Source organism: Cryobacterium algoricola (assembly GCF_004402485.1).
Lineage (GTDB): Bacteria > Actinomycetota > Actinomycetes > Actinomycetales > Microbacteriaceae > Cryobacterium > Cryobacterium algoricola.
Genome location: NZ_SOFG01000004.1, coordinates 223,897 through 245,577, shown reverse-complemented (window position 1 = coordinate 245,577; position 21,681 = coordinate 223,897). Strand labels below are relative to the sequence as shown.

16 protein-coding genes and 1 tRNA gene are annotated in these 21,681 nt (G+C 66.3%); 13 read left to right on the top strand and 4 right to left on the bottom strand.

The features are described 5' to 3' along the window. Positions 1-114 precede the first annotated feature (114 nt). Positions 115-750 (bottom strand): ScbR family autoregulator-binding transcription factor, encoded by a 636-nt coding sequence (locus E3O44_RS01585; RefSeq protein ID WP_134531916.1) that lies wholly within the window; start codon positions 748-750, stop codon positions 115-117. A gap of 664 nt (positions 751-1,414) precedes the next feature. Here E3O44_RS01585 and E3O44_RS01580 point away from each other — a divergent pair. Beyond that, the gene (locus E3O44_RS01580; protein WP_134531915.1) at positions 1,415-1,654 is read left to right on the top strand and encodes a hypothetical protein; all 240 of its coding nucleotides are present in this window, start codon (positions 1,415-1,417) and stop codon (positions 1,652-1,654) included. Positions 1,655-1,737: 83 nt separating this feature from the next. Here the strand turns inward: E3O44_RS01580 and E3O44_RS01575 are convergent, their stop codons facing one another. Next, the gene (locus E3O44_RS01575) at positions 1,738-2,682 is read right to left on the bottom strand and encodes an SDR family oxidoreductase (RefSeq protein WP_134531914.1); all 945 of its coding nucleotides are present in this window, start codon (positions 2,680-2,682) and stop codon (positions 1,738-1,740) included. Positions 2,683-2,835: 153 nt separating this feature from the next. On the opposite strand from E3O44_RS01575, the gene E3O44_RS01570 reads away from it, so the two are divergent. Then, a complete protein-coding gene (locus tag E3O44_RS01570) occupies positions 2,836-3,678 on the top strand; it encodes a helix-turn-helix transcriptional regulator (protein ID WP_134531913.1) in 843 nt (280 codons plus the stop codon). Positions 3,679-3,748: 70 nt separating this feature from the next. Here the strand turns inward: E3O44_RS01570 and E3O44_RS01565 are convergent. Then, positions 3,749-3,834 (bottom strand) — tRNA-Leu (locus E3O44_RS01565). Between the two features lie 38 nt (positions 3,835-3,872). Here E3O44_RS01565 and E3O44_RS01560 point away from each other — a divergent pair. After that, positions 3,873-4,478: an ANTAR domain-containing response regulator gene (locus E3O44_RS01560; protein ID WP_134366651.1), complete on the top strand. Its 606-nt coding sequence runs from the start codon at positions 3,873-3,875 to the stop codon at positions 4,476-4,478. Between the two features lie 101 nt (positions 4,479-4,579). On the opposite strand, the gene E3O44_RS01555 is transcribed toward E3O44_RS01560, so the two are convergent. Next, positions 4,580-5,005: a hotdog fold thioesterase gene (locus E3O44_RS01555; RefSeq protein WP_134531912.1), complete on the bottom strand. Its 426-nt coding sequence runs from the start codon at positions 5,003-5,005 to the stop codon at positions 4,580-4,582. A 53-nt stretch (positions 5,006-5,058) separates the two neighbouring features. On the opposite strand from E3O44_RS01555, the gene polA reads away from it, so the two are divergent. The 10 genes from polA (at position 5,059) to E3O44_RS01505 (ending at position 21,605) form a co-directional block, all read left to right on the top strand. After that, the gene (polA, locus tag E3O44_RS01550) at positions 5,059-7,731 is read left to right on the top strand and encodes a DNA polymerase I (protein ID WP_134531911.1); all 2,673 of its coding nucleotides are present in this window, start codon (positions 5,059-5,061) and stop codon (positions 7,729-7,731) included. A 53-nt stretch (positions 7,732-7,784) separates the two neighbouring features. Beyond that, entirely contained in the window at positions 7,785-9,461 is a 1,677-nt protein-coding gene (locus E3O44_RS01545) for a DUF885 domain-containing protein (protein WP_134531910.1), read from the top strand. A 170-nt stretch (positions 9,462-9,631) separates the two neighbouring features. Continuing rightward, the gene (gene rpsA, locus E3O44_RS01540; RefSeq protein ID WP_134448701.1) at positions 9,632-11,089 is read left to right on the top strand and encodes a 30S ribosomal protein S1; all 1,458 of its coding nucleotides are present in this window, start codon (positions 9,632-9,634) and stop codon (positions 11,087-11,089) included. A gap of 91 nt (positions 11,090-11,180) precedes the next feature. Beyond that, complete coding sequence (gene coaE / locus E3O44_RS01535) at positions 11,181-11,819, top strand: dephospho-CoA kinase (RefSeq protein ID WP_134531909.1); 639 nt, start codon at positions 11,181-11,183, stop codon at positions 11,817-11,819. A gap of 9 nt (positions 11,820-11,828) precedes the next feature. Continuing rightward, positions 11,829-13,889 (top strand): excinuclease ABC subunit UvrB, encoded by a 2,061-nt coding sequence (gene uvrB / locus E3O44_RS01530; protein WP_134531908.1) that lies wholly within the window; start codon positions 11,829-11,831, stop codon positions 13,887-13,889. A gap of 114 nt (positions 13,890-14,003) precedes the next feature. Then, positions 14,004-16,871, top strand: coding sequence for an excinuclease ABC subunit UvrA (uvrA, locus tag E3O44_RS01525; protein WP_134531907.1), 2,868 nt, complete (start codon positions 14,004-14,006; stop codon positions 16,869-16,871). Between the two features lie 94 nt (positions 16,872-16,965). Continuing rightward, positions 16,966-18,867: an excinuclease ABC subunit UvrC gene (gene uvrC, locus E3O44_RS01520; protein WP_134531906.1), complete on the top strand. Its 1,902-nt coding sequence runs from the start codon at positions 16,966-16,968 to the stop codon at positions 18,865-18,867. A 63-nt stretch (positions 18,868-18,930) separates the two neighbouring features. Next, positions 18,931-19,803: an RNase adapter RapZ gene (gene rapZ, locus E3O44_RS01515; RefSeq protein ID WP_134531905.1), complete on the top strand. Its 873-nt coding sequence runs from the start codon at positions 18,931-18,933 to the stop codon at positions 19,801-19,803. Between the two features lie 93 nt (positions 19,804-19,896). Continuing rightward, positions 19,897-20,877: a DNA-binding protein WhiA gene (gene whiA, locus E3O44_RS01510; RefSeq protein WP_134532938.1), complete on the top strand. Its 981-nt coding sequence runs from the start codon at positions 19,897-19,899 to the stop codon at positions 20,875-20,877. 101 nt (positions 20,878-20,978) lie between these two features. After that, positions 20,979-21,605: a superoxide dismutase gene (locus E3O44_RS01505; RefSeq protein ID WP_134531904.1), complete on the top strand. Its 627-nt coding sequence runs from the start codon at positions 20,979-20,981 to the stop codon at positions 21,603-21,605. Positions 21,606-21,681: the final 76 nt, after the last annotated feature.

Below are 21,681 nucleotides of genomic sequence, written 5' to 3'. Positions count from 1 at the left end.
CTGACCGTTTCATGGCTGCCTGGCACCAGTGCGCAGTCTCCCCGGAAGAGCTGAACGCAGAACCGTGTCAGTGGACCGGAAGGTGACAGGTGGTCGGCCACAACGTGCCAAGAATCAATCGCGGAGGAGCGCTCTGATGTCTGGCCGATCAGCTTCGGCTGACTGAGACCTGACGCCGTTCAAGAGGAACTCCCACATTTCCTCGAGTCGGTCCGAGATGTCCGCCCAGTGTGTGCGTGCCTGGGAGAGCGCCTGCACGCCAGAGAAGGTGGCGATCACGAAGGTCGCGACGCGACTCGCGTCGTGCTGTGACGAGATATCGCCCTCGACCATGGCGCGTCTGACGAAGAGTTCGCAGATGGCGATCCAGTCTTCGTAAGGCTGCTTCGCGGTTTCGGCGAAGACATCGGCCGATTCGGTGCTCAGCCGGAGTCCTGCACGCACAAGGGCACTGGTCGTGATCTGCGATGCGAGTTCACGAGAAAGAGCGATCATGGCGGGGATGCCGCGTGCCGGCATATCGAGGAGGCGCTTGCCGGCTTCGAGAAAAAGCTGATGCTGGCGATCTATGACTTCCTGCGCCAACGCTTGCTTGGAATCAAAGTGGAAATAGAGCGCACCTTGCGTGACTCCGGCCTCTCGCAGCACCTCTCCCAGGGTCGCCTGTGCATATGTCTGGTTGGAGAAAACGACCGCAGCCGCCTGCACGATTGATTCTCGTGTGGCGTGGGCTCGAGCTTGTTTAGCCATTACTCTCCATCGCTAGCTACTCGAGAAAGGCTATCCGGTTATCGAATGCAGAAGATCAGCCCGCGATCGAAGGCGAGGCGGATCGCACTCTGCGAGTATCTATGCATGGGGGATACATCGGGCACGGCGCAGCGATCGGTGGTGCACTGGGCGGTTGTGAATTCCGGACTTGTCGGGCTCGCACTTGCCGTGGTGTGGCTCGTTCGATCCAAATCGGTGGTCTGCGCCATCTCCAGTTTTTCAGCCTGTCCTTCGGCGGATGCGAGGCTCGTTCCCGCACTGGTCTCATCCGTTGCGCTCGTTTTGCTGTGGGGTGGCGCACTTGTCGCCGGGTATTTCGTTCCGGCCGCTCAACGTTCCACGGTGCTGAGCGGAGTGAGCCTGCTCCTGGCCATTCGGGAATTATTGCCAGTCTCGTTGTCCTGTTCTCTGCTGGCTTCGTCGCGTGGCCGGTGTGGGGATAGCTGATCCGCTCCCATACGCGGCAGCGCCGTACCCGGGGCATCGGCGACTGAAGCCAGTGTTCAGCGTCCGTCAGACCGGTGGATGCTCGCAGTCAGTCGGCGGGACCGCCGGAACCCGTCGGCGGTTCGTACGGCGGAGAAGCTGATGCTCTAACCGCTATCTTCAGTGGAATGGAAACACCGAAAGAAGGAGTCGGGCGATGACGCAGTATCGAGCGGTGTTCGACGCGGAGATCACGTTCTCCAACGAGGGTGGGCTACAGGCGCAGGGCTTTCGAGTCGACGTCGCGGATGCCCACGCGACCGACGAGCAAATCGGTCGACTGTTCGTCACGTCGCTCGACTTACTGATGACGGAGACGGTGTCTCTCCGCAACGTGCGAATCATCGAAGAGCCGCACAAGGGCACACGCGGCGGTCCGAGCGACCCTCCGCGGTAGGGGAGCGGTACTCGTACGCAGCAGGCGCAGGCGCAGGCGGCGTGCCGGCGCCGGCCACGTCGAAGGCCCCGGACGCCGCGGGGTCACGCGGCGGGAAACGTCACCTTCGTCAGGTTCTCTGACGCCGCCCAGATTCGTCGTGCATCCTCCTGGCTCGTGAGGCGGGAGTAAAGCTTCTGCGCCCCGGGTCCGCCACCGAGGTGTCCCGGCCCGCTCGGACCATAGAACCGGGAACCAGGGGCGTCGGGATTCGTCGCCGCATACAGGGCCGGAAGGCCAGCGGTTTCCACGGTGCCGACCAGGATGCCCCTCCGGGAGAGAGCGCCGATCACGCGCTTGCCGACGGAATCCTCGGCGCGGCCGAGCTCTGGTCGCGCGGCGAGCAGGTTCGTCGGCGCGATTCCGGGGTGGCAGAGGTTGCTCGTGATGCCCCAGCCGCCCGTGCGACTGCGACGGTCGAGTTCGAGGCCGAAGAGCCCGAACGCAATCTTCGACTGACTGTATGCGCCCATCCCGTTGTACGACCGCTCCCAATTGAGATCCACCCAGTTGATCGCCTTCTCGTTCGCCGCGACACTGACCTGGGAGGTCACGCGCGCCCTCCCTTCTCGCAGCAAGGGAAGAAGGTGACCGACCAGGGCGAAGTGGCCGAGGTGGTTCGTGCCGAACTGCAACTCGAACCCATCCGCCGTTGTCTGGCGCCGAGGCGGAGTCATGACGCCGGCGTTGTTGATCAGGATGTGGATCGGCTCGCCTTCCGCGCTCAGCGTCTCGCCGAGGGCAGCGACAGACTCAAGTGAGGAGAGGTCGAGTTCGCGGAGGGACACGAGCGCGTCGGGCACGGAGCGACGGATGGTCGCGAGGGCGGCCGCACCCTTTGCAGCGTTGCGAACGGGCAGCAGGACATCGGCCCCAGCGGCTGCGATCCGGGCGGCGATCCCGAGTCCGATTCCGTCGCTCGCGCCGGTGATCACGGCACGTGTACCGGTGAGGTCGGGGACGGTGATGTCGATCGATGTGCGTGGCATGGTTGCTCCTGCTGTCTGGGTCCTTCAGTCTGGCGACGATTCCCGCCGTCATTCAGGGACGGACGATCCCCCCATCGAAAGGAAGGGGGGATTGCCGATCCACGGATGGGGAAGGCGCGGAGCGAGTAGAAATGACTCATACCCAAGGAGCACATGGAGATCGACAGGGCGGGTTTGGCGGAGTTCCTTCGCCGACGCCGGGAAGCACTCCAGCCCGAAGACGTGGGTCTGCCGCGCGGCCAGCGGCGCCGCACACTGGGGCTGAGGCGTGAGGAAGCAGCATCGCTGAGTTTCATGTCCACTGACTACTACTCGCGACTGGAGCAGGAGCGCGGACCGCAACCATCCGAGCAGATGATCGCGTCGATCGCGCAGGGTCTGCATCTGTCCTTCGACGAGCGGGACCACCTCTTCCGTCTTGCCGGACATAACCCTCCCGCGCGGGGCGGGGGAGGCGATCACATCGGGCCCGGCCTGCTGCGCATCTTCGACCGGCTGCACGACACCCCGGCGGAGATCGTCACGGAGCTCGGCGAGACACTGCGCCAGACCCCGCTGGGCGTTGCCCTCACCGGAGACCTCACCAGCTTCAGCGGACTGGACCGCAGCCTCGGCTACCGGTGGTTTACCGACCCCGCCACGCGAGAGCTGTACGCACCGGAAGAACATCCATTCATGGCCAGGATGTTCGCCTCCGGGCTTCGGGGTACCGTCACGCTGCGCGGCCGCGGCTCCAGGGCGGCCCACCTCGCTGACGTGCTGCTCGATGTGAGCGAGGAGTTCCGTGACGCATGGAATCTCCATGAGATCGGCATCCGGCCGCGCGAGGTGAAGCACTTCGTCCACCCCGAACTCGGCAGACTGGAACTGACGTGCCAGACGCTGCTCGACCCGAACCAGTCGCACTTCCTGCTCGTCTACACCGCCGTGCCAGGCAGCGAGAGCTACGACAAGCTGCAGCTGCTGTCGGTCATCGGTTCTCAGGCGCTCGCCTAGATCGGCGAAGATCGCCCCGACGGCCCGGTGGCGTTCCGCTGGCTCACAGGCGTCTCAGATTGGCCTGTGTTGGTACCGGTGGTGGGACTCGAACCCACACGTCCTCTCGAACAAAGCATTTTGAGTGCTCCGCGTCTGCCATTCCGCCACACCGGCTCACAACACCTGGTTCAGAATACCGTAGGCTTTGACCCGTGACCGACCAAGATTCAACCCCAGTACCTCCTCGCCGTGTTGTCGTGGCCGAGGATGAGTCCCTCATTCGTCTCGACATCGTCGAAATCCTCCGTGACGCCGGATTCGAGGTGGTCGGCGAGGCCGGCGACGGCGAAACCGCTGTCGCCCTGGCGACCGAGCTCCGACCCGACCTGGTGATCATGGACGTCAAGATGCCGCACCTCGACGGCATCTCCGCCGCGGAGCGGATCACCAAGGCGCACATCGCCCCGGTCGTCCTCCTGACCGCCTTCAGCCAGAAGGAACTCGTCGAGCGGGCGACGGAAGCCGGCGCACTCGCATACGTCGTCAAGCCGTTCACCCCGAACGACCTGCTGCCCGCGATCGAGATCGCGCTGTCGCGGTACAGCCAGATCATCACCCTCGAGGCCGAGGTCGCCGACCTCGTCGAGCGCTTCGAGACCCGCAAGCTCGTCGACCGGGCCAAGGGCCTGCTCAACGAGAAGATGGGCCTCACCGAGCCGGAGTCGTTCCGCTGGATCCAGAAGGCGTCGATGGACCGGCGCCTCACGATGCACGATGTCGCCCAGGCGATCATCGAACAGCTCTCCGCAAAGAAGTAACGCACCAGCACAAACGAAAGGCGGGTCCGGTCAATGGCGACCGGCCCGCCTTTGTCGTGCCCGTGCGGCGTGCGACGAGCGACGAGCGACGTGCGTGCCGATCAGGCGATGCCGGGGCGGTCGGTGATCAGGTTGGTGATCCGGATCGTGGAGCAGCGCCTGCCCTGATCGTCGTCGATCTCGATCGAGTGCGTCGTGAGGGTGCGCCCGAGGTGGATCGGCGTGCAGACGCCGGTGACCCACCCGCTCGTTGCCGAGCGCGTGTGCGTCGCGTTGATCTCGATGCCGACGGCGAGCTTGCCCGGTCCCGCGTGCAGGTTCGCGGACATCGACCCGAGGCTCTCGCCGAGCACCACGAACGCGCCGCCGTGCAGGAGCATCGCCGGCTGGGTATTGCCGAGCACCGGCATCCGTGCCACGGCCCGTTCGAGGCTGAACTCGAGGAATTCGATGCCCATCTTGTCGGCGAGGGCGCCGCCGCCGCGCTGCTGCACCCAGCTGAGGGCGTCTTCGGTCGTCTGGGTCATGGTCGCCTTGGATAGGGCCCTGCGCCGTCGGACGACGCTTGTAGGCTGTCTGTGTGTCGGATTCCGAAAAGCCTACCCTGATGATCATCGACGGCCATTCCCTGGCCTACCGGGCGTTCCATGCGCTCCCGGTCGACAGTTTCCAGACCAGGGACGGCCAGCACACCAACGGCATCCACGGGTTCATCTCGATGCTGCTGAGCCTGCTGCGCACCGAGAACCCCTCGCACATCGCCGTCGCCTTCGACATCTCGCGGGCCTCGTTCCGCACCCGTGAGTACCCGGAATACAAGGGCACCCGGGCGAGCACCCCGCCGGAGTTCAAGGGTCAGGTGCCGCTCCTGCAGGAGGCCCTCGCCGCGATGAACATCAAGACCCTCACGAAGGAAGACTTCGAGGCGGACGACATTCTCGCGACCCTCTCGGTCAGGGGCACGAAGGAGGGCTTCCACGTCTTCGTGGTCTCCGGCGACCGGGATGCGATCCAGCTCGTGAACGAGAACGTCACGCTGCTCTACCCGGCCAGCCAGGGCGTCTCTGCCCTCACCCGGTACGATCCCGCCCGCGTGCGCGAGAAGTACGGCATCGACCCCGCCCAGTATCCGGATGTCGCGGCCCTCGTCGGCGAGACGAGCGACAACCTGATCGGCATCAGCAAGGTCGGCGAGAAGACCGCGGTCAAGTGGCTGGGCCTCTACGGCAGCCTCGACGGCATCCTCGAGCACGCCGACGAGATCAAGGGCGTCGTCGGCAACAACCTGCGCGAGCAGAAGGAGAACGCGATCCGCAATCGCCGCCTCAACCGCCTCGTGACCGACCTCGAACTTCCCGTCGAACTTCCCGACCTCGTCCGTGCCCCCATCAACGAGGCCGCCGTGCGGGACGTGTTCGGACGGCTCGAGTTCAAGAGCCTGCTCGACCGCGTGATCAAGCTCGAGGGCGGGGGAGCCGAGGCCACCGCGACCGTCGTCCCGATCGAGCGCGACGACGTCCCCACCGCCCCCGTCGCCAAGGACCTCCTCGACGAAGAACTCGGCGCCTGGCTCTCCCGTGCGACTGCCGCCAACCCGGGCGGACTGGGACTCCAGGTCGAGGTCCAGGACGGCAAGGCGATCGGCTTCGGCGTCTCAGGGCCGCTGGAATCGGTGAACCTGCCCTGGCAGCCCGGACGCACCGACTACCTGCCGTTCGAAGACTGGCTCGCGAGCGACGCGCCCAAGATCATGCACGACGCCAAGCACCAGCTCAAGGCCCTGAGCCGCAGCGGCCTCGGCTTCGGCGGTCTTGCGACGGACACTCTCGTCGCCGCGTGGCTGCTGCGCCCGGGCGGACCGGACAAGACCCTCGCCGACCTCGTCACCCGCTACCTCGACGAGACGCTCGCCGTCGGCGACCCCAACCAACTCGTGCCGGACGAGTCCCAGTCCGGCGGCGTGCCTGCCGAGGCCTGGTACGCATACCGGCTTTCGGCGGTCCTCGCGTCGAAGCTCGATCCGGGCTCCCAGTCGGTGCTCACCGACATCGAGATACCGACCCTGTTGACCCTCGTCGACATGGAACTCACCGGCGTCGCCGTGTCGCACGAGGAGCTCTCCACCCTGTCGGCCCAGCTCGGCGAGCGGGCGGCGGAGTATGCCTCCGGTGCGTACGCCGAGATCGGCAGGGAGGTCAACCTCGGCTCGCCCAAGCAACTCCAGGAAGTGCTCTTCGAGCAGCTCGGCATGCCGAAGACCCGCGCCAACAAGACCGGGTACACGACGGATGCCGGTGCCCTCGCCGATCTCCAGGCGAGCAACCCGCACCCCTTCCTCGGTCTCCTGCTGCAGCACCGCGACGCCACCAAGCTCCGTCAGATCGTCGAGACGCTCGACAAGGCGATCGACGCGACCGGACGCATCCACACCAACTACGTGCAGATCGGCACCGCGACGGGCCGGATCTCCTCTGCCGACCCGAACCTGCAGAACATCCCGGTGCGCACGGAAGAAGGCCGCCGGATCCGCGCGGCCTTCCACGCCGGCCCGGACGCCGAGTGCCTCCTGACGGCGGACTACTCCCAGATCGAAATGCGCATCATGGCGCACCTCTCGGAGGACGCCGGGCTGATCGAAGCCTTCAACGCGGGAGAGGACCTGCACCGTTTCGTCGGCGCATCCGTCTTCGGGGTCACGCCGGAGGACGTCACGAACGAGATGCGCAGCAAGGTCAAGGCCATGTCCTACGGGCTCGCGTACGGCCTGAGTGCCTTCGGCCTCTCCAAGCAGCTGCGCATCGACCAGAAGGAAGCCCGCCAGCTCATCACGGACTACTTCGCCCGGTTCGGCGCCGTGCGCGACTACCTGCGGCACGTCGTCGAACAGGCCAAGGTCGACGGGTACACCGCCACGATCTTCGGCCGTCGTCGCCCGTTCCCCGAACTGCACAGTTCCAACCGGGTGCTCAGGGAGAACGCGGAGCGGGCCGCGCTCAACGCGCCGATCCAGGGCTCTGCCGCCGACATCATGAAGATCGCGATGAACAACATCGCCGAGGACATGCGCGAGGAAGGGCTCGAGTCCCGGATGATGCTCCAGGTGCACGACGAATTGATCTTCGAAGTCGCCCCCGGCGAGTGGGACGCCCTCCGCACCGTCGTCACGCAGAGGATGGAGACGGCCGCCGCGCTGCTCGTACCGCTGGACGTTCAGGTCGGCAGGGGAGCGAACTGGGACGCCGCGGCGCACTGAGCCCGGTCCTCTCCCGCTGTGTCGCCGTGGGCGCGGTGATCTAGGCTCGGTCCATGAGCCCAGACACCGTGCGCACGCCCACAGCGATTGACGCGATCGCCGAAGACTGGGTCGATACCCTCGTCGACCTCGACCCCACGATCGGCACCTACATCGGCCGCACCGACGGCGCCGACAGCTACGGCGACTACTCTCCGGCCGGCCTCGAGCGGCACCGGCTCGCGTCCCTCGCCACGATCGCACGCCTCGATGCCGCCGTCGTCGTTGACGCGGTCGACGAGGTCACCCGCACCGACCTGCGCAGTGAGCTCGCCCTCGGAGTCGAGAGCTCCGATGCCGGCCTGCCGCTGCGGGACCTGAACAATCTCGCCTCACCGGCACAGGACATCCGTGCCGCCTTCGACCTGATGCAGACGGACACCGTCGAGGACTGGCGCACCATCTCGACGCGGCTCGGGGCCGTGCCGGAGGCCGTCAGCGGCTACATCGAGACCCTGCGCCTCGGCATCCGCGAAGGCGTCATGCCCGCGAAGCGCCAGGTGCGCGAAGTCGCCGTGCAGGCCCGCCGCCACGCGGCGAAGACGGGCTTCTTCGCAACGCTCGCCGCCGAGGCGAGCCCCGCGACCGGGAGCCTCCCGGCGAGCCTCGCGACCGACCTCGGCGCCGGAGCCCGCGCCGCCGCCGCCGCATACTCCGGACTCGCCGCCTTCCTCGGCGACGAACTCGAACGGTCAGCGCCCGAGGCGGATGCGGTCGGCCGGGAGATCTATGCGCTCCAGTCCCGCCGGTTCCTCGGGGCCGCGGTCGACCTCGATGAGACCTACGAGTGGGGGATCGAGGAACTCGCCAGGATGGTCGCCGAGCAGGAGGGCATCGCCAGGCAGATCCTGCCCGGCGCGAGCGTGCGGGAGGCCATCGCCCACCTCGACGCCGACGAGAGCCGCACCCTGCACGGCACGGCGGCGCTGCAACGCTGGATGCAGGAGACGAGCGATCGCGCCGTCGCCGAACTGTCCGTCAGCCACTTCGACATCCCGCAGGAGATCCGCGCCCTGGAGTGCCTGATCGCCCCGACCCAGGACGGCGGCGTGTACTACACCGGGCCGAGCGACGACTTCTCCAGGCCCGGCCGGATGTGGTGGTCGGTTCCGGCCGGCGTCACCGAGTTCTCCACCTGGCGCGAACTGTCGACCGTCTACCACGAGGGCGTTCCCGGCCACCACCTGGAGATCGGTCAGGCCGTGCACAATCGCGGCATCCTGAACACCTGGCGCCGCCAGCTCGCGGGCACCTCGGGGCACGCGGAGGGCTGGGCGCTCTACGCCGAACGCCTGATGAGCGAGCTCGGCTACCTCGACGACCCGGCCGACCGTCTCGGCATGCTCGACGGCCAGCGGATGCGCGCCGCCCGCGTCGTCATCGACATCGGCGTGCACCTCGGCAAGACCCTGCCGGACGGAAGCGGCCCCTGGACCGCGGAGCACGCCTTCGACTTCTTCCGCCGCAACGCGAACGTCGACGAGAGCACGGTGCAGTTCGAGGTCAACCGGTACCTGGGCTGGCCGGGACAGGCGCCGTCGTACAAGATCGGCCAGCGCATCTGGGAGGAACTCCGCGACGCCAGCAAGGCCAAAGCCGGTGCGGCATTCTCGATCAAGGACTTCCACAGGAGGGCCCTCGACCTCGGCGGCGTCGGCCTCGACACCCTCCGCACGGCGCTGCTGTCCTGACCGCTCTCAGCGCGCTCGCATCGACACGCGGATGTTGCCGGTCGCCCCTGTAAACCGCTAAGCTTGACTGTCACGTTTGTGACGAACTATCCGCTGCCATGCGCGGAGTTCACAATCCCCACCCGTGTCGCGTATGGCCCGACTTATGTCCATCCTGGAGCAACTACTACATGACAATCGCAACGACCGATAGGGCACCTAAGCAGGTCGCCATCAACGACATTGGATCTGCTGAAGATTTTCTTGCCGCGGTCGAAAAGACTCTGAAATTCTTCAACGACGGAGACCTCATCGAGGGCACCGTAGTGAAGATCGACCGCGACGAGGTTCTCCTCGACGTGGGTTACAAGACCGAGGGCGTCATTCCCTCCCGCGAACTTTCCATCAAGCACGACGTTGACCCTTCCGAGGTTGTCAAGGTCGGCGACCTGGTCGAGGCCCTTGTCCTTCAGAAGGAAGACAAAGAAGGCCGCCTCATCCTCTCGAAGAAGCGCGCCCAGTACGAACGTGCGTGGGGCGACGTCGAGAAGATCAAGGAATCCGATGGCGTTGTCACCGGTTCGGTCATCGAGGTCGTCAAGGGCGGGCTCATCGTCGACATCGGCCTCCGTGGCTTCCTGCCGGCCTCGCTCATCGAGCTTCGCCGCGTTCGCGACCTGACCCCGTACCTGGGCCAGGAGATCGAAGCGAAGATCCTCGAGCTCGACAAGAACCGCAACAACGTTGTGCTGTCCCGTCGTGCCCTGCTCGAGCAGACGCAGTCCGAGAGCCGCACCACCTTCCTCAACAACCTCCAGAAGGGACAGGTCCGCAAGGGCGTCGTCTCCTCGATCGTCAACTTCGGTGCGTTCGTCGACCTCGGTGGCGTTGACGGCCTGGTTCACGTCTCCGAACTCAGCTGGAAGCACATCGAGCACGCCAGCGAGGTCGTCGAGGTTGGTCAGGAAGTCACCGTCGAGATCCTCGAGGTCGACCTCGAGCGCGAGCGCGTGTCGCTGTCGCTCAAGGCCACCCAGGAAGACCCGTGGCAGGTCTTCGCCCGCACCCACGCCATCGGCCAGGTTGCACCGGGCAAGGTCACCAAGCTCGTCCCCTTCGGCGCGTTCGTTCGCGTTGCAGAGGGCATCGAGGGCCTGGTCCACATCTCCGAGCTCTCCGGCAAGCACGTCGAGCTCGCCGAGCAGGTTGTTTCGGTCGGTGACGAGGTCTTCGTTAAGGTCATCGACATCGACCTCGAGCGTCGCCGCATCTCGCTGAGCCTCAAGCAGGCCAACGAGGGTGTCGACCCCGAGGGCACCGAGTTCGACCCGGCGCTCTACGGAATGCTCACCGAGTACGACGACCAGGGCAACTACAAGTACCCCGAGGGCTTCGACCCGGAGACCAACGAGTGGCGCGAAGGCTTCGAAAACCAGCGCGAGAAGTGGGAGCAGGACTACGCTGCAGCCCAGGCTCGCTGGGAAGCCCACAAGAAGCAGGTTGCATCCGCGAACGACGAGATCATCGCCGTCGGCGACGTTCCCTCCGCAGCGGGCAACTCGTTCTCGAGCGAGACGGCCGGAGCCGGAACGCTTGCTGACGACGAGGCACTCGCCGCACTGCGCGAGAAGCTCAGCAGCAACAACTAGCACGCAGCTCCACCGCAACACCAGAACCGGCCGGACCCTTTGGGGCCCGGCCGGTTTTTTGCGCCCTGGCCGCATCGGTAGCATTGCCGGGGTGTACCTCATTGGACTGACCGGCGGGATCGCATCCGGCAAGAGCACCGTCGCGAGCGCCCTCGCGGACCACGGCGCCGTCGTCATCGACGCGGATCTCCTCGCGAGGGAAGTCGTGGAACCGGGCGCTCCCACCCTCACCGACATCGCTCGCGAGTTCGGCTCGGCGCTGGTCGGCGCCGACGGCGGACTCGACAGGGGCGCCCTCGGCGCGATCGTCTTCGGGAACCCGGCCGCCCTGGCCCGGCTCAACGCCATCGTGCATCCTGCGGTGCGGGCGCTCTCCAACGAACGAATCCGCGCCGCGGAGCTCGCGGATCCCGACGCCGTCGTCGTGTACGACGTCCCGTTGCTCGTCGAGGCCGCCGTCGACCACCCCTTCGATCTCGTCGTCGTCACCCAGGCGGCCCCGGAGACCCGGATTCGACGGATGGTCGACCTGCGCGGGATGAGCAGCGAGGCCGCGGCACTGCGCATTCGCTCCCAGGCAGATGATGCCGAACGGAGTGCGATCGCCGACATCGTGATCGACACCGACGGCACCCTCGAGCACACCCTGCGACAGGTCGACGACCTCTGGACGGGCGTGCGCGGGGACGGAAACGCTGCAGGCACCGAGAGTGTCGGTGGTCGAATCTAGACTGGAGGGATGGAACCCACGCGATCCGTACATCCCTTTGAGGTCGTGAGCGAATACACGCCGAGCGGCGACCAGCCGACCGCGATCAAAGAACTCGCCGAGCGCATCAACGCCGGCGAAACCGACATCGTCCTCCTGGGCGCCACCGGAACCGGCAAGTCCGCGACGACCGCCTGGCTGATCGAACAGGTGCAGCGCCCGACACTGGTGCTCGCGCACAACAAGACCCTCGCCGCGCAACTCGTGAACGAGTTCCGCGAACTGATGCCCAACAACGCCATCGAATACTTCGTCTCCTACTACGACTACTACCAGCCGGAGGCCTACGTCCCGCAGACGGACACCTTCATCGAGAAGGACTCCTCGATCAACGCCGAGGTCGAGCGGCTCAGGCACTCCACCACGAACTCCCTCCTGAGCCGGCGCGATGTCGTCGTCGTCTCCACGGTGTCCTGCATCTACGGACTCGGCACGCCGGAAGGCTACATGGAGGCGATGATCGCGCTCCAGATCGGGCAGAAGGTCGACCGCGACTGGCTGATCCGGAAGTTCGTGGCGATGCAGTACCAGCGCAACGACGTCGACTTCTCCCGGGGTCATTTCCGGGTGCGCGGCGACACGATCGAGATCATCCCCATGTACGAGGAACTCGCGATCCGGATCGAGATGTTCGGCGACGAGATCGAGGCGCTGTACAGCCTGCACCCGCTCACCGGCGACATCGTCCGCAAGCTCGAATCCGTGTCCGTGTTCCCCGGCTCGCACTACGTCGCGAGCACCGAGACCATGCAGCGAGCCATCGTCACCATCCAGGAAGAACTCGCCGAACGGCTCGGCCAGCTCGAACGGGAGGGCAAACTGCTCGAGGCTCAGCGGCTACGCATGCGCACGACCTTCGACCTCGAGATGATGGAGCAGATCGGCTTCTGCTCGGGCATTGAGAACTATTCCCGGCACATCGACCAGCGGTCGCCGGGGGAGGCCCCGCACTGTCTCCTCGACTACTTCCCCGATGACTTCCTGATGGTCATCGACGAGTCCCACGTCACCGTCCCCCAGATCGGGGCGATGTACGAGGGCGACTCCTCGCGCAAGCGCACCCTCGTCGAGCACGGCTTCCGGCTCCCGAGCGCGCTCGACAACCGCCCACTCAAGTTCAACGAGTTCAAGGACAGGGTCGGCCAGACGGTCTATCTGTCCGCAACGCCCGGAAAATACGAGATGGGCATCGCCGACGGCATCGTCGAACAGATCATCCGCCCGACCGGGCTCATCGACCCGCAGATCATCGTGAAGCCCTCCAAGGGGCAGATCGACGACCTCCTCGAAGAGATCCACAAGCGCGTCGAGCTCAACGAGCGGGTGCTCGTCACGACCCTCACCAAGAAAATGGCGGAGGAACTGACCGACTTCCTCACCGAGGCCGGCGTGCGGGTGCGCTACCTGCACTCCGACGTCGACACCCTACGGCGGGTCGAGCTCCTCACCGAGCTCCGCGCGGGTGTGTACGACGTCCTCGTCGGAATCAACCTCCTGCGGGAAGGGCTCGACCTGCCGGAGGTGTCGCTCGTCGCGATCCTCGACGCGGACAAGGAAGGGTTCCTGCGCTCCGCGACGTCCCTCATCCAGACCATCGGCCGTGCCGCCCGGAACGTCTCGGGCGAGGTGCACATGTACGCCGACCGGGTGACCGCCTCGATGGAACGCGCGATCGACGAGACCGACCGCCGCCGCGAGAAGCAGGTGGCGTACAACACCCTGCACGGCATCGACCCCACCCCGCTCCGCAAACGGATCGCCGACATCACCGACATCCTCGCGCGCGAGCAGGCGGACACCGCGGAGCTCCTCTCCGGGCGCGACGCCCGGCGTAAGGTCGCGGCGACCCCGCTCCGAACCGGCATCGCCGCGAACGGCGCCAACGACCTCGAATCGATCATCGCCGACCTCAGCGGGCAGATGCTCGAGGCCGCCGGTGAGCTCAAGTTCGAACTCGCGGCCAGGCTCCGGGACGAGGTCTCCGAGCTCAAGCGCGAACTCCGCCAGATGGAGAAGGCCGGGCACATCTAGCCGGGCACATCTCGTGCACCTGCGAACCGATCTACTCCGGAATTCGAACGTGTGTTCGCTCAGGGCGTGCCTCGGGGGCACGAGTGTGTCGGTGGCACTCAATAGACTCGAACGGTGTCAATTTCCAAGGTAACGTCCGGGTCCAAGCTCAGTGTCCGCGGTGCGCGCGTGCACAACCTGCACAACGTCGATTTGGAGATCCCCCGGGATTCCCTGGTCGTCTTCACGGGGCTGTCCGGCTCGGGCAAGTCCTCGCTCGCGTTCGACACCATCTTCGCCGAAGGCCAGCGCCGCTACGTCGAGTCGCTCTCGGCGTACGCGCGCCAGTTCCTCGGCCAGGTCGACCGGCCGGACGTCGACTTCATCGAGGGGCTCAGCCCCGCGGTGTCGATCGACCAGAAGTCCACCAACCGCAACCCGCGGTCCACGGTCGGCACCATCACCGAGGTCTACGACTACATGCGCCTGCTCTGGGCTCGCATCGGGGTGCCGCACTGCGCGGTCTGCGGCGAGGTCATCCAGGCCCAGACCGTGCAGCAGATCGCCGACCAGCTGATGGAGCTTCCCCAGGGCACCCGGTACCAGATCCTCAGCCCGGTCGTCTCCCAGAAGAAGGGCGAGTTCGTCGACCTGTTCAAGGAGCTCGCCGCCGGGGGATACTCCCGTGCCATGGTCGACGGCACCCAGATCCAGCTCAGCGAACCGCCGACTCTCAAGAAGCAGATCAAGCACGACATCTCCGTGGTCGTCGACCGCCTCGTCGCGGCGCCGGAGCTCCTCAGCCGCCTGACCGACTCCCTCGAGACCGCCCTCAAGCTCACCGACGGCATCGTCCAGATCAACTACGTCGACGGGGAGGGCGACGCGGCGTGGCAGAGCTACTCCGAGAAGCTCTCCTGCCCGAACAACCACCCCGTGCAGCTCACCGAGATCGAGCCGCGCACCTTCTCGTTCAACGCGCCGTTCGGCGCCTGCCCCGAGTGCTCCGGCCTCGGCACCAGCATGTCCGTCGACCAGGATCTCCTCCTCGGCGACCCTGAGCTGAGTATCGCGGAGGGTGTCGTGCTGCCCTGGACCACCCAGGGCAAGGGCCTCTTCCAGTACTACGAGAAGCTGCTCGACGGCCTCGCCCACGACCTCGACTTCTCCCTCGACACCCCCTGGGGCGACCTCAGCCTCGACGTGCAGAACGCCGTTCTCCGCGGGGACAACTTCGAGGTCAAGGTGAAGTGGAAGAACCGCTACGGCCGCGAGATGAGCTACACCTCCGGCTTCGAGGGCGTCGTGCCCTACATCGAACGCCAATACCTCCAGGCGGAGTCCGACACCCAGCGTGCCCGCTGGGGCGAGTACCTCCGCGAGATCGACTGCCCGGTCTGCTCGGGAACCCGGCTCAAGCCCGAGGTCCTCGCCGTGCTGATCCACGGCTCGAGCATCGCGGATGTCTGCAACCTGAGCCTCTCCGACGCCCGGTCCTTCATGGACCTGCTCGAACTGACCGACCGCGAGGCCATGATCGCCGCCCAGGTACTCCGCGAGATCAAGGCGCGCCTGGATTTCCTGAACCGGGTCGGGCTCAACTACCTGAACCTCGCGCGTGCCGCCGCGAGCCTGTCCGGCGGAGAGGCCCAGCGCATCCGCCTGGCCACCCAGATCGGCTCGGGACTGACCGGGGTGCTCTATGTACTCGACGAACCGAGCATCGGCCTGCACCAGCGCGACAATCGCCGCCTGATCGAGACCCTCGTCGCGCTGCGCGACCTCGGTAACACCCTCATCGTCGTCGAACACGACGAGGACACCATCAAGATGGCCGACTGGATCGTCGACATCGGCCCGGGCGCCGGCGTCAACGGCGGCCACGTCGTGCACTCCGGCTCCTACGCGAGCCTGCTGGAGAACCGCGAGTCGCTCACGGGAGACTACCTCGCCGGCCGCAAGTCGATCGAGACCCCCGAGACCCGCCGTCCGATCGATCCGGACCGCCAGATCAGCGTGATCGGCGCGGAGGCGAACAACCTCAAGAAGGTCTCCGTCACCTTCCCGCTCGGCACCTTCACCGCCGTCACCGGGGTGAGCGGGTCCGGCAAGTCCTCCCTCGTCAACGACATCCTCTACCGGGTGCTCGCCAACCGGCTGAACGGCGCCCGCAAGCTCCCCGGCAAGCACACCAGGGTCACCGGCCTCGACCAGCTCGACAAGGTCATCCACGTCGACCAGGCCCCGATCGGGCGCACCCCGCGCTCCAACCCGGCGACGTACACGGGCGTGTTCGACAAGATCCGCACCCTGTTCTCGGAGACGATCGAGGCGAAGGCGCGCGGCTACCTCCCCGGCCGGTTCAGCTTCAACGTCAAGGGCGGCCGCTGCGAGGCATGCTCCGGAGACGGCACGATCAAGATCGAGATGAACTTCCTGCCGGACGTGTACGTCGCGTGCGAGGTCTGCGGGGGCGCGCGGTACAACCGCGACACCCTCACGGTGCACTACAAGGGCAAGAACATCGCCGAAGTCCTCGACATGCCGATCAGCGAGGCCGCCGAGTTCTTCGAACCGATCTCCGCGATCCACCGCTTCCTGAAGACCCTCGTCGAGGTCGGACTCGGGTATGTGCGCCTCGGCCAGAGCGCGACGACCCTCTCCGGAGGCGAGGCGCAGCGCGTCAAGCTCGCCACCGAACTCCAGCGGCGCTCGAACGGCCGCAGCGTCTACGTGCTCGACGAACCCACGACCGGGCTGCACTTCGAGGACGTGCGCAAGCTCCTCCTCGTGCTCAACAGCCTCGTCGACAAGGGCAACACCGTGATCGTGATCGAGCACAACCTCGATGTGATCAAGTCCGCGGACTGGGTGATCGACCTCGGGCCGGAGGGCGGGTCCGGCGGCGGCAAGGTGCTCGCGACCGGAACGCCGGAGCACATCGCGACCGTGAAGAAGAGCCACACGGGCACCTTCCTCAAGGAGATCCTGGCGGGGCGGTAAAATTCTCTTCGGCCGGATTCTGTCCGGCCGGAGGCTGTCAGGCAGGTTTCTGCACGGCACGGGGAAGTGACACGGGGAAGTACCAGGAGAGTTCATGTCGGACGCGTTGAGCTATCGACCCAAGGCGGGGGAGATCCCCACCGTTCCTGGCGTGTACCGCTTTCGCGACGAGACAGGGCGGGTGCTGTACGTCGGCAAGGCCAAGAACCTGCGCGCGCGCCTCAGCAACTATTTCGCGCCGCTCAGCAGCCTGCACGAGCGCACCCGGCGCATGGTCACGACCGCGGCATCCGTCGAGTGGACCACTGTCGGCACCGAGGTCGAGGCCCTTCAGCTCGAGTGGACCTGGATCAACGAGTTCGACCCGCCGTTCAACGTGCAGTTCAAGGACGACAAGTCCTACCCCTACCTCGCCGTGACGCTCGCAGACGAGGCGCCGCGCGCTCTCGTCACCCGCACCACCGGCATCCGCGGCGCCCGCTATTTCGGCCCGTACCCCAAGGTGTGGGCAGTGCACGAGACCATCGACCTGATGCTCAAGGCCTTCCCGATCCGCACCTGCAACAACGCCAACTACAAACGTGCGATGCAATCGGGAAAGCCGTGCTTCGCCGGCCAGATCGGCCGCTGCTTCGGCCCGTGCTCGCAGAAGGTGTCCATCGAGGAACATCGGGTCATCGTCGACGAATTCGTGAGTTTCATGGCGAGCCAGGACCGCACCATGATCAACCGGCTGACCAACGAGATGAAGGCCGCCGCGCTCGGCCAGCAGTACGAGCTCGCGGCCAAACGGCGCGACCAGGTCAAGGCACTCACGAACGTGCTCGAGAAGAGCGCGGTCGTGCTGCGCGACAACGTCGACATCGACCTGTTCGCCGTCGAGGAGGACGAGCTCGCGGCGGCGGTGCAGCTGTTCATCGTGCGCGGCGGCCGGATCAGGGGTGTCCGCGGCTGGGTCGTCGACAAGGAACTCGACCTGACCACCGGCGAGCTCATCGATTCCCTGTTGCAGACCGCATACTCGGGGGATGCCCTGCCCCCGAGGGAGATCGTCGTCCCGTTGCTCCCTGACGATTCCGCAGCGCTCGAGGAATGGCTCGGCGGTATCGCCGGGCGCAAGGTGCACCTCGTGGCCGCCCAGCGCGGCGAGAAGGCCGCGCTGCTCGCAACGGCGACGCAGAACGCCCGGCAGGCCCTGATGCTCTACAAGACCCGCCGCAGCTCCGACTTCGTCGCACGCTCCAAGGCGCTCGAAGACATCCAGGAGGCGCTCGGCATGGAGTCGGCGCCGCTGCGGATGGAGTGTTACGACGTCTCGCACCTGAGCGGCACGAACATCGTCGCGTCGATGGTCGTCTTCGAAGACGGATTGCCGCGCACCGACGAGTACCGGCGCTTCAGCATCCCGGAGTCCACGGACGACACCGACTCGATCTACCGCACCCTGAGCCGGCGCCTCGCCTACCTCGTGCCGGAGGACGGCCCGGCAGCGGATGCCGGCACGGAGCCCTCCCTGGACCCGCGGGGCGAGCCCGCAGAGGGCCAGGCCAAACGGAAGAAGTTCCGGTACCAGCCGAACCTTCTGATCGTCGACGGTGGCCAGCCCCAGGTCGCCGCGGCCGCCAGGGCGCTCCGCGAATCCGGGGTCACCGGCATCCAGCTGTGCGGCATCGCAAAACGGCTCGAGGAGATCTGGCTGCCGGACTCGGACTATCCCGTCATCCTGCCGCGCAACAGCGACGCCCTCTTCCTCATCCAGAGGATCCGCGACGAGGCACACCGCTTCGCAATCACCCACCAGCGAGCCCGCCGCAAACGCGACATCGCGACGGTCCTCGGCGAGATCGCCGGACTCGGCCCGGCACGCGTCAAAGTGCTGCTGCAGCATTTCGGATCCGTCTCGCGGCTCAAAGAGGCCCCCATCGAGGCAATCGCGGAGGTCCGCGGCATCGGACCCGGCCTCGCGGCGACGATCCACCAGCACTTTCGCGCCTGAAACCGATCTCGGTCGGTAGGCTGGACTGACAGGCCCACCACCGACAGAAGGCGCACCCCCAGGATGACGGAGAACGACAAGCAGGAAATGCTTATCGTCACGGGAATGTCCGGGGCCGGGCGTTCGACGGTGGCCAATGCTCTCGAAGACCTCGGCTGGTACGTCGTCGACAACCTTCCGCCGCAAATGCTGCGCCCGCTCGTCGAACTCGCGGGCAAGGCAGGGACGAGTCTCCCCAAGATCGCCGCCGTCGTGGACATCCGTGGCCGTGACTTCTTCGCTGACTTCCAGGAGATCGTGCAGTCCCTCCGGAACAGCTCCCAGCTGCGGGTGATCTTTCTCGAGGCGAGGGACGACGTGCTCGTGCGGCGCTTCGAGTCCGTGCGCCGCCCGCACCCGCTCCAGGGAGACGGCACCATCCTCGACGGCATCGACGCCGAACGCACCCGACTGCGCGCCGTCCGTGAATCGTGCGACATGGTCATCGACACGTCGGACCTCAATATCCACCAGCTCGCGACGACGATCAGCGAACGCTTCGCCGCCGAGGATGCCGCAGGCGTGCATGTCACGGTCATGAGCTTCGGTTTCAAGTACGGTCTACCCACCGACGTCGACATGGTCGCCGATGTCCGCTTCCTGCCGAATCCGTTCTGGGTGCCCGAACTCCGGGCGCACACCGGACAGGACCCCGAGGTGCGGGACTACGTGCTCGCCCAACAGGGCGCCCTGGAGTTCATCGAGCACTACTCCCTGGCCCTCGCGCCGGTGCTGGCCGGCTATCAGCGCGAGAACAAACGCCACGCCACCATCGCCATCGGCTGCACGGGCGGAAAACATCGCTCCGTCGCGATGGCTCGCGAAATCGCCCGGCGGATCGGCGATCTCCCCGGTGTCGCGATCAGCCTCAAGAATCGCGACCTCGGCCGGGAGTAAGACCCGCCCGGTGCGCCGCCCAGCGAGCTGCGCCGGGCCACACAGACCACAAACCGGCCCATTTGGGGCCAGTACGAAAGAATGGACAAACGATTGGCACTCACGGCCGACGTCAAAGATGAACTTGCACGGGTTGACGTGTCGAAGACCACGGTGCGGGCGGCGGAGCTCGCGACGATCCTGCGGTTCTCCGGCGGCCTGCACATGATCAACAGCCGGATCGCGATCGAATCGGAACTCGACACCGCGCTGCTCGCCCGCCGGGTGCGTAAGGACCTCGCCGAACTCTACGGCGTCCGCAGTGAAGTCTCCGTGATCTCGGCCTCCGGGCTGCGCCGCACGAGCCACTTTCTCGTGCGCGTGCTCGACGGGGGAGAGACCCTGGCCAGGCAGACCGGGCTGCTCGACGCTCGGCGTCGTCCGATCCGTGGTCTGCCCAACCGCCTGACCACGGGGTCCAAGGAGGAGATCGCCGCCGTCTGGCGTGGCGCGTTCCTCGCGAACGGCTCCCTGACCGACCCTGGCCGCTCGGCGGCCCTCGAAGTGACCTGCCCGGGAAACGAGGCCGCGATGGCTCTCGTTGGCACGGCCGGCCGGCTCGGCGTCGTCGCCAAGGCACGCGAGGTTCGCGGGGTGCACCGGGTCGTGATCCGCGACGGCGATGCGATCGGCGTCATGCTCGTGCACATGGGCGCCGCGGAGACCGTGCTCAACTGGGAAGCGCTCCGGCAGCGCCGCGAGGTGCGTGCCACCGCCAACCGGCTCGTCAACTTCGACGACGCGAACCTGCGCCGGAGTGCCCAGGCCGCCGTTGCAGCGTGCGCCCGCGTCCAACGGGCGATGGAGATCCTCGGGACGGACATCCCTGAGCACCTGCGCTACGCGGGCGAGCTCCGGCTGTCCTTCCGCGATTCGAGCCTCGACGAACTCGGTCACCACGCCGACCCGCCCATGACGAAGGACGCCGTCGCGGGACGGATCCGCCGGTTGCTCGCCATGGCGGACAAGAAGGCCGTGGACCTCGGCATTCCCGGAACCGATGCGAATCTTCCCGCAGACCTCGACGATGTCTGAGTCACCCTCGTCAGCGGGGCATGCTGACCTGAGTAGACTTGAAACGTCGCCCACACAACGGTGGCGGAGCATTTCGCGCCAACTCGACAGAGGAGATATACATGGCTGAATACACCTTGCCCGCTCTCGCCTATGACTACTCGGCGCTCGCGCCCAGTATCAGCGGTACCATCATGGAGCTTCACCACAGTAAGCACCACCAGGCATATGTGACCGGGGCGAACACCGCCCTCGCCCAGCTGGCAGAAGCTCGCGACTCCGGCCAGCTCGCCAACGTCAACAAGCTCGAGAAGGACCTCGCCTTCAACCTCGGCGGCCACGTCAACCACTCCATCTTCTGGACCAACCTCTCCCCGGACGGTGGCGACAAGCCCACCGGTGAGCTTGCCAGTGCGATCGAGGACTTCTTCGGCTCGTTCGACAAGTTCCAGGCGCACTTCACCGCAGCAGCACTCGGTGTGCAGGGCTCGGGCTGGGCGGTACTCGCCTGGGACTCCATCGGCCAGCGCCTGATCATCCAGCAGTTCTTCGACCAGCAGGCGAACTTCGCCGCCGGGACCATTCCCGTGCTGATGCTCGACGTCTGGGAGCACGCGTACTACCTCGACTACCGCAACGTGCGTGCGGACTACGTGAAGGCGTTCTGGAACATCGTCAACTGGGCGAACGTCCAGGAGCGCTTCACGATCGCTCGCGAAAAGACCAACGGGCTCCTGCTGCTCTCATAGTGCAGCACCAGGACGGGCCCCGCGAGGGGCCCGTCCACCCGGCTAGATCACCCATAAGAAACCGCGCTTCGGCGCA

What these genes read in the sequence shown, in the direction of transcription:
- E3O44_RS01545 (WP_134531910.1), top strand. Translation starts at nt 7,785, where the DNA reads ATGAGCCCAGACACCGTGCGCACGCCCACAGCGATTGACGCGATCGCC.
- uvrB (WP_134531908.1), top strand. Translation starts at nt 11,829, where the DNA reads ATGGAACCCACGCGATCCGTACATCCCTTTGAGGTCGTGAGCGAATAC.
- E3O44_RS01580 (WP_134531915.1), top strand. Translation starts at nt 1,415, where the DNA reads ATGACGCAGTATCGAGCGGTGTTCGACGCGGAGATCACGTTCTCCAAC.
- rpsA (WP_134448701.1), top strand. Translation starts at nt 9,632, where the DNA reads ATGACAATCGCAACGACCGATAGGGCACCTAAGCAGGTCGCCATCAAC.
- E3O44_RS01570 (WP_134531913.1), top strand. Translation starts at nt 2,836, where the DNA reads ATGGAGATCGACAGGGCGGGTTTGGCGGAGTTCCTTCGCCGACGCCGG.
- E3O44_RS01505 (WP_134531904.1), top strand. Translation starts at nt 20,979, where the DNA reads ATGGCTGAATACACCTTGCCCGCTCTCGCCTATGACTACTCGGCGCTC.
- E3O44_RS01575 (WP_134531914.1), bottom strand. Translation starts at nt 2,682, where the DNA reads ATGCCACGCACATCGATCGACATCACCGTCCCCGACCTCACCGGTACA.
- uvrC (WP_134531906.1), top strand. Translation starts at nt 16,966, where the DNA reads ATGTCGGACGCGTTGAGCTATCGACCCAAGGCGGGGGAGATCCCCACC.
- E3O44_RS01585 (WP_134531916.1), bottom strand. Translation starts at nt 750, where the DNA reads ATGGCTAAACAAGCTCGAGCCCACGCCACACGAGAATCAATCGTGCAG.
- E3O44_RS01555 (WP_134531912.1), bottom strand. Translation starts at nt 5,005, where the DNA reads ATGACCCAGACGACCGAAGACGCCCTCAGCTGGGTGCAGCAGCGCGGC.
- rapZ (WP_134531905.1), top strand. Translation starts at nt 18,931, where the DNA reads ATGACGGAGAACGACAAGCAGGAAATGCTTATCGTCACGGGAATGTCC.